We start from the raw sequence: 13,966 nt of genomic DNA, 5'->3' as shown, positions 1-13,966 counted from the left end.
TTTATTCTCCTTAATCCTAATCACCAAACGATGAATTTATCAAATCTTGTAACATACCATTTTTCGCATAAGGAGTTGCATCTTCCATTAAGAAATTCTTTCGACTAATATCATTATCTAGATTACCGAAAATAAAGTTCGTTGAAATTTTATAGATAATTTCTGTTGGAGCCAACCCATAAACCTGATTTTCTAAAATATGTTTGATGCGTTCTTTATCATTTGGATATTCCGTTTTTATGACCGGACTATTGTAAAGCTTTTTAACAATTTCTGTGATATAAAGCCCCGATTTCATATAAAGGTCAGCAAATGTTTTACTAGAATCATCATAAATATTTGGATTCTCTTTTTCTAAATCTTCAACCATCATTTTTGCAACCCACTTAGGAGTATAGATCTGATTGGTTTTTTGTGGTGGAATATAATCAAATATATCTTCTTCATTATCTTCAAAATAATTAGATAATCCATCTTTCTTTCTTAAAAATTCTTGTATAGATTCATTAAATACTACATCATCAAATAGCATACCTTTGAAATGATGTGTCTTACCATCTTCTTGATAGTCTCCACCATCGCGCAAGAACTTGAATTGCTCGACAGTGATTCCAGTGACTTCCAAAAACACCTCTTCAGGAGTATAGTGATCAAAGTTTTCTAATGTCAGTGAATCATCACCATAAGCCATAATAAAACTTGGTATTGTACGAGCAAAACCACGCAAACGCCCTCGAATATCCTCTTCAATCAGCGTCTTTTCTTTTGTTTTTTGCTTCTGCTCTTGCTCTTCAACAATCTCTTTACTTAACGTTTCAATTTTTTGAGAAACTTCTTTTTTCACTTCTTGTTGATATGTTTCAAAAGCTTCTTCTAGTTTTTCAGCATACTGCTTTTCAATTTGAACTTTCTCCTCAACAGTATTCACTTTCTTAATATCTTTTTCTAGATTACTTTCTATATGCGCTTGTTGAATATTAAAATCTGCATTTTTTTTCTTAACAGTTAATTCTACTTCAGTCTGGATTTTTTTCTCAATTTTTTCTGAACCTTTTTTTGTAAGCTCATAATCTTGTTTAACAATTTCTAACTGTGGTTTAAAATTATCTACAACTGTTCTACCAATATCTTTAGCCAACGAGTCACGCACGCTGTCAGAATCAATTTTTCCAATCGTCTCTGCTATTTTTTCTTCTGTTTGGTATACTTTACTTCCAAAAATAGCATCCGTTTTCGTGATGACAATTTCATTGTCTACAATTGCTTGTCCATCATCATCCACTTCAATATTTTTTGTGTTGATTGTCGGCTGATCATCAGGTTTTTTCACTTTACCTTGTGAAGCATAATCCATGTTATCTAAAATGCTAAGTGCAGCTTGAGGAGCTTGAAAAATACCCGAAATATTTGCGAACAACAAGTTGCTCATGAATCCTCTTTTAACAACTTCAGTTGCTTTAATTGCTTTTGGAATTGTTAATACTTGAGCGGCGTCAAGTTCAACCATTTTCCCTTCTTTGTCCTCACCAATCACAGGAAAGAAGTTTAATAATTTCTTGATATTCTTTTCCCGATCACCAGATGTTCCACCGCCTGATGCAGTATGGGTAGACAGATTATTAGCAAATTCATCAAAGATAATTAGCGTTCTTTCTGGTGCAAAATCAAAAACATAGGCATTTTGTTTTTGGTATCGAACTTCCTCACCATTTATTTGTTCAGTCCAAACATTAGGATTCTGTGCTCGAAAAGCAGCTTGCATATAAAGTGCGGGCGATTTCATATTGCTTAACATCATCACCGCTGTCCATTCAGGAATTGTAATTCCTGTAGTTAATTGACCAACCGAAAGTGTTATTGTCTTGTCATTTGATTGTATGGCATCACGTACTCTTTTGAACGAACTTTCGTTAGCCAATGCATCCTCTGCTTCAGACTTACCATTCCCTGCAGCTAGGATAACTTCATAATTTTCAAAAACTGGATGCGCATCTAACAGCTTCTTCAAAGCTTTTGCACTTGCAACCCGGTTCAATATCCAAAAAGTATGTTTCAACTCGTTGCGTAATTTAGATGTTGAAAAAGGATATTTTTCATTGTGAGTCAATGTATCCAACCATTTTTTTACGTCAGCTTCATGAACAAACCGTCCATCTTCTTTCGTTGCAAAAAATTCATTTAAATCAAAAGCAAAATCAACATTATTCTCATTTTCAAGTTCAATCCCTTGATTTACTTCATTCGTAATCATTTTCGACATTTGATAAGTAAACATGTTCAGTTGTGGTAAGGGCTCATAGGGATTATTTTCTTCCTCTGTCCAGTTGTCTTTAGCTGCTTGTTCATCTTCGTATGACCAATTAAATATTTGTTCATCATTGAATGAACCTTTAGCTATTGCTTTAAAAGGTGTTCCAGAAAGGTGCAAGGTAAATTGTCGATCTATATAACGAAAAGCAACATCTGTTTTAAAGGTGTCTACTCCTTCATGCGCTTCATCTATAATCAGAACATCCCAATTTGTGTCAGCTACCCATTTAAGCTTATCAAAGCCACCACCATCACCTCGAAAGTATTTTGATCCTTTTAAATCTTGTAAACTCAAGAAGGCTACTTGTTTAGCATCATCATGTGTAACAGTAAAGTCAACAAAATCTTGCCGAGTCATTGGTGAACGGTCTTTTAGTGAGTCAGATTCACTGATAAACTTAAAATCAGTCTGCCAAGCAATGAATTTAATAAAATCATCATACCAAGAATTGGCAATAGCTGGTCTATTCGTTACAATTAATACATTCATTGAATCCAACTTACGAACTAGATCATAGGAGGTTAATGTTTTACCAAAACGAGGCTTTGCATTCCACAAAAATTCTCCATTTGGATGATTTTTAGCGTAAGCAAGAGTTTTTTCAACTGCTGCTTCTTGTTCTGTTCGTAGTTGATAATCTAACTTTTGCTCTTTTTGAACTTTTGAATAGTCCTTAAAAACAAATTCACGATACAATGACTCTGCTTCATCTGGATTTCCATTGAAGAAGAACCATTCCGTTCCCTTATTTCGTCGAATACCATTTTTAGTTAAAAAAGTATGAAAATCACGGTCTGAAAAATAACCACCACCATTGAAACGGGCTTCATGATCCCAAAGTTTTTTCGCTTCAATCCCAACTGTATGCGTTTGTTCTCGAATACGCTTGTCTGCATCTCGATCAGTATAGCCAATCTTAATCCAGCCATTTTTAGCAGTATTCGTAGGAGTAACATAGGCATAGATTGTTGGTTTTATAGCCTTTTTGGGTTCAATAACAACATTCATGTCCATTATTCCATCTCCTTGACTTTTGTTTCAATGAAATTAATTTCTTCTTCGTTAAGATTGTATTTTTTGTAGAGTTGTTGATCTATTTCAGAGATTGTTTTCGACCAGTCGATGTCTGAATTTGAAGTGAAATCTTGCATGGGAATTTTTGACCATGTTGCCTTTTTATTATCTTGAGTCACTTTTAAAACTCCTAATAAAGATCTCGAGAATTTTGTTTTTATATATTTTAATGCAGAATTAGCTTCAAAACTGCTTCCAAAAGCTCCTATTGAAATAAATGATTGATTAGTTCCAACAAATGGCTCTCCAATCATAGGATTACTGAGTATTTCTCCAAATTTACCACTTCCATTTGCTTTGGGTAAAAATATTTTCCATTTATCCAAATTTTCATGATTTTTAATGTATTCTTTTTTAATCCATTTTAAGATGCGTTTATTATCCTGTCTGCCATATATTCTAATATATTCGTTTTTATTTTCAGGCTTATTTTCAAAGAAAATGAAGGAAAGGTTATCAAAAATATTAGTAGTCATATCAAACTCATGACCAGAACTAATCAAGGATACTTCTTTTCCTTTTTTATTTATTTTTGTCATAGTTTTTATTTCAGGATGTTCGTCATATAAACACTGAGTAAGTTTATAACTCTCCGGAGCATAAACTAGAGTACTAAAATTTAATGAATCTAGAACTGAAACCTTATGTAATATCGAGTTCAACTCATCATAAATAGTGAATGTCCCTATAGGTTCATAACTCTCTGCGATGTTTCTATAAGTAACCGCAATTCCTCCCTTTATATCAGTGTTTGGAAAAACTTTGCTACTACTCTGTTCAAAGAAGCTAACTTTCAGGTGATTATCAGATAACATTTTTTCGTTCCATTTTTTTGGTGTTTTACCTGCATTAAATAAAAATCTTGCTGGTGTAATGAAAATTGCTCTATCCGCAATCTCATAAGCCCCTTCTAAAAAAATATTATAAATAGGTTTATCACTCGTTTCCATTGCCTCTTCTTGATAAGGTGGATTACCAATTACTACATCAAACTTCATTAATTTTTCCTCCTTGCTAAATGCCTGAAATTCAACCATTCTTTTATTTTTCCAGTATTTAATTTTTGCTAGAATATTCGTCTCTGAACTGTCTAATACATCCTCTTCTACTATTTTTGATTCACCAAATAAATTAAGTTGTTCTAATTCTTTTTTCTGCTTTTGCTCACCAGAATATGGAACAGTATAATTTAACCCATCCATTTGGAAAATATTATAACTAATAATTTTAGCAACTTCCTTTTGTAATTCTATCTTAGGTTGCTTGTTAAATTTAGCTACATAATAATCTAAAAAGGTATACAATAAGTTCTCACGAGCAATCAATAATGAATCCCCTTGAAATTCATAACCAAAGCTTGTTTGATAAGCTATTTTTGCATAATCAACCCATTCTAGTTCTTCTTCAATTTCTTCACTAATTCTATTTAGCTTCTTATCAATAAAACCCACACGTTTTTGAATTGGGATAAACTCTCCATTAACAGAATCATATCGACTCACCATATATGGTGCTTCTCCACATGCAATTTCCAACCAAACTTTGCTTATATACTCTTTTAATTCTAAATTTTCAAATTCTTGATTAACGATCTCGTTCTGTTTTTTAACAATCCATATTGGCGTAAAAACTTCTGCTTTTCCTTTGGTACGTTCCTTTTGCTCATACTTAAACTTTTCAATTCTTGGTCTAATCAAAGATGCGTTTTTACCTGTAATCAATTTCACTTTTATGGGTTCTCTTGCTTCAAATTCTTTCCCTAATAATTCATAGGTTTTAGTTGCCCAAATAATATTTTTACCTGTCGTTCTATCACGAAGCAAAATCTTTAATAATTCAGGAGAATTACGAAGAATAGCGTTCTCATCAATATCAATCTTTTCGTCTAAAAATGAATCATTCAAAAAAGTATTCCTCCTTCATTTTCAACTGTTATATAGGGTATCATACAATATCTATCTACAAATTTTGACACTATAATAACATAAACTAATTGTATCAATAATACTGATAAATACAAATAGATATTTGACAATAATACATCTTAAATCATTTTATTTTAATAATTTCAATTATGATTTTAACCTTAGTCTTTGACAGACTGCTTAACATTGATTTTTTATAATTACTCTTCTTTCACGCGATACAAATAATCAGGATAAACAATTTTATAATCTAAAATTCTAATCGTTGTGAATTGCTTAAATATTTCATAATTTAGCCCTTTATCTTTCAGTTGAAGTATTTTTGAAACTAGAGAAGGCCCCAGGGCTGCCATAGCTGGTAAATAATAATCAATTAAAAGAACTGGAGAAGGAACTTTTATGTTAGCACCTATTCCGATGCTATAATTTGTCAATATAAAATAATCTATTTTTTCAGGAATAACGCCTGATAGTTGTTGACCAAAATATTCTTGCAGAATTGTTTCTTGATTGGCATCTACATAACCTTTAGCCTTATTTAATTGATCGTACGCCTTATCAAGCATATTCTCTAAATTCAATATATCTTGAATTGATTCGACTGGAATTTTATACTTTAATTCAATTACTTGAAGAATTTTTGAAAATTTATCATATACTAAAATATCCATGCCTGGGCGAAGGCTGGATTCTTTATCATATCCACCAGAAACTAAATAACGATTATTATCTGACAAAAAATTTTTAATTTTTTCTTTTTGTTCTTCTTCAAACAAATTTTGCTCATGTGAATAGCTCTTAACACTTCTTTTTGCCAAAAGTCTAACAGCGTTCCATTCTGGCGGTAACATCATGAATAACGGGATTGAAACTATTAATTGATCTCCATATGGCAGAAAATAAGTTAATGATAAATCATTATTTTTTTCAGAATAGTCAAATGTAAAGAAATCGATAATATGTTCTATTTTATTCCTCGAAAGACTTGTTTCATCAGCCAAAATAATAATCCACTCTTTTTTTTCATAACGAGTGTAGTCAACTTGATCACCAATAATAAATGTTGCGACCCCATTCATATGTTTCATTTGTTCTTTCAGTAAAATTTGATTCATTACTTTAGAGAATATTCTATAGTCATCCAAGTCAAAACCAATAAAAGAAAGATTAGATGTGATTTCATAATTACTTTGGTGAATTTCATCACTTAAAAATTCAATATTATCAAAATTAAGTTCTCCAAATTTTAATTGTAGTTGATAGTTTAGATTATCATTAGTCAGTCGTCTCCAAGTATTATCAAAGCCCAAATGATATTTATACGACTCTTCATTCCTAAAGTTAAATGAAATTTTATTTTTATTTATTGATGTCTTCATAATATGACTAGAGTTAAGTTTGCAAAGATTAAAAAGTATTTCATACTCGTATGCCTTTCCCATTAAAGATAAGACATCATCCATCTTAATCTCAACATCATCTGAACTTAGATCACTTGTTTGAGGACAATACTCTCCAATCCATCTAGATAACCATTTTAGTGATTCTTGCAAAAAATGAATTAGCTTTATATCTATAGCATTTGTATTAATCAACCCTTTTAAAAATTTTAGTATCTGTTTTTCTGACATAATCGGTATGAATGAATTAAAATTACCGATTTTTTTTACTAAAAGAAATAATGCATCATCTTTTGCCAATAAAAATAAATCATGTTCAAGTATTTCATTTAACATCTCTTCTTGAATGTCATATAATTTTTTAAACATATAAACTCCTTCATTTTGTAGTAATATTTCTTTAAAATTCAATATATTATATTTCAGTTATGATTTTACCACAAGGAAAAGAAAATATACATATAATAATTATTATCAACCCAAAAGACTAACGACGCTTCTGCTCTTTCTACTATCAACACAACGAGATGTACCGATAATCACTTTAATACGATACCATTACATACTTTCTAAGTAATGTATAAAATAATATATAGATTTAAGGCCTTCTTGAAAACGAAAAAATTCGAAATACTACATGTCAGTATTTCGAACTTTTATTTGTTACATTTTTTAATAATTATCACTTTATGTATAGAATTCAAACTTTATCCAACATTTTTCCTTGTTCATCTAGGACTTGAGTTACCTTTTTTCCAAACTTTCCTTTTATCGTTTCTTGTAATCCATTCGTTGCAGATAAAATAGAATTTTTTGCACCCTCTGCTTCCGTTTCTCCTGAGCTTTTTGTCTTTTTGAAAATAGCGTCTTTTTTTTGCAGTAAAGCAAGTGCGGTTGCTTGAGCACTCATTTTTTGCAAATTCTTCTTATAGTCTTTTAGTAGCTTTCCTATTGCTTCCAACACCAAAAATTTCTCCTTCTACTGATTATTTTGTTCACATGTTTTTTTACGATATACTTCTTCGGCTTCCTCTTCTCTCAACAATAATTTTCTCTTTTCTCTATCTAGTTCGGAGAAGAAAGATTCCTCTAGTTGAACCAGTTCCTGCCGAGCAAAATCCATAGGTTCATTCGTTGCTCCAAACCGTTGAACCATTCGTTGTATCTCAGAATAGGTTTCATTTGTTACTTGTTCCTCTTTACGCCAAAACCCGTTTAGTTCATCCAGCTTTTCTTCAACTTGCCGTCTTGTCTGTTGATAGTCAGCTAAATCTTGTTCTTCTTGAGTCACTTTATTTTTCCTCTTTCATTTTTAAGAAAGTTGTTTGGCTAATTCTTGATCCCGTTGAACAAGCTCACTAATTTTAGCTGTAATTTCTTTTGTAAGAGAGGAAAACTTACTGCTCATCTGCTTTGTTAAACTAAGCTTATCCTGAAATTCTTGTAAAGGGATTGTTACCATCGTTTGCTTAGTACAGCCAACAGCATTCATTGCTTCCATTACCTCTCCATGTGATAAATCTGGTGTATTATTTTGAACAGTCTCCAGACCTTCTTGCCATAATTCTTCTAATTCGTTTATACCATATTTATAAAGTTTCACCACATTTTCCATTGCTAAATCAAATTTAGAAGAAGCTAGTTTCACGATTATTAGAGCTTGGCTATCATCTAAATAGATTTGTTCGCTTCCAGATAAACCACCACTGCTTGCAATCATTTTTTTCCGTAGAATATTCAGTTTCGTAAAACTATTTATTTGAGTTTGTAACCACTCATTTTCTTTTTTTAACCGTTGATACTCTTTTTTACTGCCACTTTTATCAACTCCATAATGTTCAAATCTTCGCATTTTCATTCTATTTGCAATAATACTTTGAGACAAAAGGGTTTGTTCAATTGAAATGCCACCATTTAAATCAGAATAAATAGCTATATCACCATATTTATTGATATAATTACCTTTCTTATCTAGTTTAAATTGATCTCTTGAGTGACCAGCAGTTTTCCAACCAGCATTATCAATTCCAATACTTAAAAATGGAATTTTGTGTTTGCCACCAGTGAATAGCCCACTTGTTACGATATCTGACGTATCATAGATATTGACAATTAGACCTTTATAATTTTTTATCTGCGAATCCGTCAATCCCGCTCCTCCGGCACCATAAGTAATCGCATCATATCCTTTTAAAACAGCTATATAAATTGCTTCGGCACCCCCTAATGAGTGTCCAGTGGTAGAAATAGTATAGCCATCTTTTTTAGAGTAACGCTGTTCAATGACATTGGCATAATTTAAAGAGGATTGAAACGCACCGTCTTCATATTTATTATTTAAGCCAATTTCCACCACATCAGCTTTTAAATCTTTCACATCCAACGGATTTGTACCTGCATAGGAAATGGTAATACCCTTAGTAACTACTGATTCAGGATAACCTTCTATATCTTTTAAATCTTCTATATCGAGATCTTTGTATTTATCTTTAATTGTAGCAGTTGTCATTGCCTGCATACTATTTCCTTTAGGCTTTTGTTCATTACCTAGGATATCTCTATTTGTGTCAAAGACATCCAGTACCAAATGGTTAGTGTCTTTTATTATTTGATTTTCTTTTACTTTTCCATTTTCTACATCATATACTGCATCTGAAAGCTTTCTATTTTGATCCATTACTTAATTCCGCCTTCATAATAAATTATAGATTTTTCAGAAATGGAATTGTTAGTTTTTTCTTTTTTCTTTTCCAGATAATATGGGCCATCACCATTATATTCCCCAATATCATAAATTAATTTATTGGTTTCTGCTGAAATAGTATCCAAAGAAGCATAGTCTTCATATACATCATTAACTGTAAAGTACAATCTTACTGTATTCATCGGTGTAGCTGAAAATTTTTTAAATTCAATTTTGTCTATATTAGAATAAATTCGTGCTTTTTTTATCTGTTCTATATATTCTTCCTCAGTCAATGACCCACGACCATTATCATACCCTTCTTTTACTCTGCTTGCTTCATTATTATCCTTCGTATAAAGTCTATAGTTATTATATAAATAATTAGCTAGATCAGTTTGTATCTCAATTAATTCTTTTTTATCCTTTTCTCTATCCATATAACATTTCCCTCCAATTACCAATACTACTAAAATTATTATTCCTAAAACTATGCGTGTATTCTTCTTCATTTGTTTCTCCTTAAAGTAAGAGTAACTTAACTATATCATATTCAAAGTAATTATAAAAACGCTTTATTAAAAACAATTAAAAGTGAGCGTCGTTATTTAATTACTTAATTGGCATTATAGATTAGCATTGACATTAAAGAATTCCAGCATAAATATTTTTATAATGTTTAAACACTTTGTTGCCCTCAGATTAACTGAATTTTAATAATAATTTACTCTAAAAAATATTTACTCTTATAAAATAAGGATAGTTATAATATTCAGACTAATTACTTTTTTGAGCCAAAGATTCGATTGTATCATATATCTCCAACTAATCTTCCTACTTATAATTACTCAGAACTGAACCAGAAAGTTATACGCGGTATACGTATAAGTCAACATTATTATTTGCACTGTTCTTCAATATCATTTTTATACGAACAATTTTTCTCGATGTTTCGTTCAATTACCTTTATTGTTGAGTCATCTAACTCTATAGATGATATATTTTCAAAATTCAATATTGCTTCATTTAATAAAGAAATAAATTTAGACAGAGTAATTCTCTCGGGTTATGCTTCATTTTTTCTCTAGAATTTAAATATCCACGTGCAAATTTATGATAATTTTCAATCACTAAATTTTTCGGTTTATCAGATAAAATAAATTCCATGTAATTTATGAGTCTTCTATTATATGTTAGCAAAAGTATTTTATCTGCTGGATACGTCTCTGCCATCTTCATAGCTCTGAACAACGCTATAGTTGTTTTACCACTTCCCACAGTCCCTGATACCACAATATTATCTACTTCTCAATTCTTGCTATTCACTTCTTTTCTCCACTTGAAAGCTTAGATAAATTTTCTCGAATATTCCATGTAATATTTTATTACCTGTAAAAAAGCAACTCTTCTCTAGATTTTATTTGAATTTTCAAATAGACCTTACTTCACATATTTTTCATCATATTTTGAATAATCAGGTTGTTTCTCTCTATTCATTGCATAGCGTAAATAAGGTTCTTTAGTGTTAGGAACAACCATAATAGCAAGAGTATCATCTTTTTTTTCGGGAAAAATAATGTGTACTCTCCCTACTCTTCCTATTTCCATTTCAAAATACTTTTTACCCTCAATCGTACCTGAAGTGATTTGATTAACTTCTAACTTCACATCATTTACGGTCATTGTCGTATCCGTGATTGTCATTTCTGAAATTTCACCAGAGTCATTTTGTACGTGCCAAGTTCCTTTAATACTCTCAGAATTTTTACATGAAACTAGTAAGAAAAAAGTGATTACATTTAATAATATCACGTAAAACTTTTGTTTATTATTCATCATTTTCTTCATCTTCTATTTTTATCCCTCTATTTCTTGTTTTACTTCTTCATACCATGACATAAATATATCGGAACTATGAAGATCATCAGTATTAGAATACATATGATCATACTGGTATTTAGCTTTCAAACTATTTTCTTGCACATCATAGTACAATTTGAATTGCGTCGGTACTGGTTGCTCATACTTCTTACAAACTTCTTCTATTTTTTGTAAGTCTTCGACTCCTATTCGCAGAACAGCCCAATTTCTATCGGAAGATATATCATATTCGTTTTCCCCTTCAATTATTGCAGAATTGACTTTATTCATGGTTACAATTCGACCATGGATTTGAAAGAATAAATTAAATGAATACCCCCCATTTTCAATAGAACCATATAAGTAAATTTTTTCTGCTTGATCTTCAATAAATTCTTTAGCGATATCAACCATATCTGCTTGCCATTCCATAAATTCATCTTCAAATATTTTAGATACTATACTTTTCCAATCTTTATTTTATATTTTTCTAAATTATGTTTATTCATATTGAACTTTTTGTTCTTCAAAGTGATTATTAATTTCTATAGAAATATTTTCTGTAGGTACGTTTAACTCCCAGTTAGTATTATAATCTTCTCTTGAATGACCTATATCACAAAAAATACGCAATTTATATTCATTATCAAAAAAAATTTCTAAATCATACTGAGGTGTCAAGTTAAAACTGATTAATTTTCTACCTTCAAGAATAGGAGATTTTTCACCTATAAAACCATTTGGACTACTATTATTTTCGCTTGGTAAAATAGTATCCGAGGACGTAACAATTATATTGTCCTTATCCTCAATTCTCCAAGTACACCAGATAAACAGATAAGAAGTATCCTCAAATTCTACTACTAAAATTGATCCTGCTGCACCACCTGCACTACAGTTTGACTAATTCCAGTTAAGGCAAGTGTTCCGCCAGAAAAATAAGTCCCTGTCAAATCTAGCCCAGTAATTCCTAACCCAGAAATTGCCGTAATAACCCCAGTTGCTAATTGCGGGAGAGTTTCTTTTAACATATTTAATCGTTGTGCATCAAACTCTTTATTGGCTTGTGCAGTCAATTCTAGATCATTTACACCATTCTTTAAGATAATGACGCCATCACCTGCACCCATATTTACAGATAAAACACGTAAAATATTTCCTTCATCATCAAAAATCAACAATTGATTAAATTCATTAATAGCTGCTGCCCATTGATCAGCAGGGACATTCTTCAATGCCTCTTTCATGATTTCTTGATAGTATTTCCGAGCTGCTTTTGGTAACTGGAGTTCGTCCATCCCATTTTCTAGAGCAACCTGTTTTCTTGTTGCGGTTACACTCGTTGATTTCACCGATGTCAACCACGAATAATCAAAACCTTCTGGGAAAGCATACGCTCCTGTTTTTGGATTCACTGTCATAAGTCCTAGTACTTCAATTGCCTGCATGCCAATCTTTAATTGCGTCAATGAATCACGAAACAAGCCATTTGTTTCTGATTGAAAAGTAGCTAAAGCTTCTAAAGCACCTTTAGCTAGTTTTCCCAGTAATCCTAATTTATTTGAGCATTGAATTTGAAAATTAATCACTGAAATTTGGCGTTGAAACGATTGAATTAATTCATTTTGCACCTGTTTATCAATAACAGCCCATTTATTCACTAGTCCGTCGGCTGCTTGATAGCTGCTGAGTTCTTCTTTTATTGCATCAACAGCACTATCTACACGTTCAACAGTTGGAAGAATCAAGTCTTGGAATAAGCCTTTCCCTGCTGTATACGCAGCCCCAGATAACTGTTCACCATCCACTGACTGAATCAAATGTTGGCTACCTGATTTCAGTTGTCCTGTAACGCTTTTTGCAGTAGCTATATTCGTCGTTAAACCTTGAATCAAAGCCGTAGAATCTGCACTTATATACTTTACCATTCTAACGCCCCTCGCTCTTTATACAAACGTTCGTTAGTCTCTTCTAATTGTTTGTTAGATTTTCTATAAGCAGATTCTACAGTTTCTTCCTGAGAACGAAAAACAGATTTAACCGTTTTGTAAATATCCTGAATATCCTCTTGGTTATAATGAGCAGTTTTATCAACAAAGTGGGCAAGTTCTTGATACAATGAAGCAATTCGATCAGTCTGTTGTTTCATTTGCCAGTTACTTTCTTCTAACTGTTCCTGCCACTTCCATTGTTCTCTCTTCAAATCCTCTGAAATTTGCTCATTTTCTTGAATTTGCTTAGTTAATACAATTTTATCAGCTTCTATTTTTTGCTTATCCTTTGTCAATATACGACACCACCCATTTGATGAGCAGCTTGACGATCTTGATACTCCATCATTTCTGCAATTTGAAGGAATTTTTCTGCTTGAGACCAAACGCACTCTGCAAGACTACTCACTTCACCTACAATTTGATTTGCAATTGTCAACCCGTCTGTCATGCTAGATATCGTACTTCCAGAAAAACTGATTGCCTTTTTGGATAAATCTACATTTTTTCCAGTTAATTTAGTTACAGCATTTTGAGCTGCTGCTGTACTTGATGCTATTTTTCCAGTCATAAAAAAACTCCTTTTATTGATTTTTTCGCAATAAATGTATTCATATTTTTACATAAAGTCTGTCTATAATAAAAGTCTACCAAATATAATGACTAATGACAACAGCATCATTACACCGCAACATCTAATGGCACAAAATTTATAAGCTATT

12 protein-coding genes are annotated in these 13,966 nt (G+C 31.6%); all 12 read right to left on the bottom strand.

The window, feature by feature from the left end; genetic code table 11:
- Nucleotides 1–16: 16 nt before the first annotated feature.
- Complete coding sequence (locus AC4BC4_RS06010; protein WP_490477353.1) at nucleotides 17–3,319, bottom strand: DEAD/DEAH box helicase; 3,303 nt, start codon at nucleotides 3,317–3,319, stop codon at nucleotides 17–19.
- Between the two features lie 5 nt (nucleotides 3,320–3,324).
- Nucleotides 3,325–5,289 (bottom strand): Eco57I restriction-modification methylase domain-containing protein, encoded by a 1,965-nt coding sequence (locus tag AC4BC4_RS06005; protein ID WP_490477098.1) that lies wholly within the window; start codon nucleotides 5,287–5,289, stop codon nucleotides 3,325–3,327.
- 221 nt (nucleotides 5,290–5,510) lie between these two features.
- Nucleotides 5,511–7,121, bottom strand: a complete 1,611-nt coding sequence (locus AC4BC4_RS06000) for a hypothetical protein (RefSeq protein WP_490477097.1) — start codon at nucleotides 7,119–7,121, stop codon at nucleotides 5,511–5,513.
- Between the two features lie 289 nt (nucleotides 7,122–7,410).
- Complete coding sequence (locus tag AC4BC4_RS05995) at nucleotides 7,411–7,674, bottom strand: hypothetical protein (RefSeq protein ID WP_490477096.1); 264 nt, start codon at nucleotides 7,672–7,674, stop codon at nucleotides 7,411–7,413.
- A gap of 15 nt (nucleotides 7,675–7,689) precedes the next feature.
- Nucleotides 7,690–8,001, bottom strand: coding sequence for a hypothetical protein (locus tag AC4BC4_RS05990; protein ID WP_490477095.1), 312 nt, complete (start codon nucleotides 7,999–8,001; stop codon nucleotides 7,690–7,692).
- A gap of 21 nt (nucleotides 8,002–8,022) precedes the next feature.
- Nucleotides 8,023–9,387, bottom strand: coding sequence for an alpha/beta hydrolase family protein (locus AC4BC4_RS05985; protein ID WP_490477094.1), 1,365 nt, complete (start codon nucleotides 9,385–9,387; stop codon nucleotides 8,023–8,025).
- A complete protein-coding gene (locus tag AC4BC4_RS05980; protein WP_490477093.1) occupies nucleotides 9,387–9,905 on the bottom strand; it encodes a hypothetical protein in 519 nt (172 codons plus the stop codon). The genes AC4BC4_RS05985 and AC4BC4_RS05980 overlap by 1 nt, the downstream gene beginning before the upstream one ends.
- A 928-nt stretch (nucleotides 9,906–10,833) precedes the next feature.
- Entirely contained in the window at nucleotides 10,834–11,229 is a 396-nt protein-coding gene (locus AC4BC4_RS05975; RefSeq protein ID WP_490477092.1) for a hypothetical protein, read from the bottom strand.
- A 21-nt stretch (nucleotides 11,230–11,250) separates the two neighbouring features.
- Nucleotides 11,251–11,685: a hypothetical protein gene (locus tag AC4BC4_RS05970; protein WP_490477091.1), complete on the bottom strand. Its 435-nt coding sequence runs from the start codon at nucleotides 11,683–11,685 to the stop codon at nucleotides 11,251–11,253.
- 431 nt (nucleotides 11,686–12,116) lie between these two features.
- Nucleotides 12,117–13,181 carry a hypothetical protein gene (locus tag AC4BC4_RS05965; RefSeq protein ID WP_490477090.1) on the bottom strand — a complete coding sequence of 355 codons (1,065 nt, stop codon included), beginning with the start codon at nucleotides 13,179–13,181 and terminating at the stop codon, nucleotides 12,117–12,119.
- Nucleotides 13,175–13,540, bottom strand: a complete 366-nt coding sequence (locus AC4BC4_RS05960) for a hypothetical protein (protein ID WP_490477089.1) — start codon at nucleotides 13,538–13,540, stop codon at nucleotides 13,175–13,177. The genes AC4BC4_RS05965 and AC4BC4_RS05960 overlap by 7 nt, the downstream gene beginning before the upstream one ends.
- Nucleotides 13,537–13,815, bottom strand: a complete 279-nt coding sequence (locus AC4BC4_RS05955) for a hypothetical protein (protein ID WP_490477088.1) — start codon at nucleotides 13,813–13,815, stop codon at nucleotides 13,537–13,539. The genes AC4BC4_RS05960 and AC4BC4_RS05955 overlap by 4 nt, the downstream gene beginning before the upstream one ends.
- Nucleotides 13,816–13,966: the final 151 nt, after the last annotated feature.

It is taken from the genome of Enterococcus sp. AMC1086, from assembly GCF_058216575.1.
This window is presented reverse-complemented; position numbering and strand designations above follow the sequence as displayed.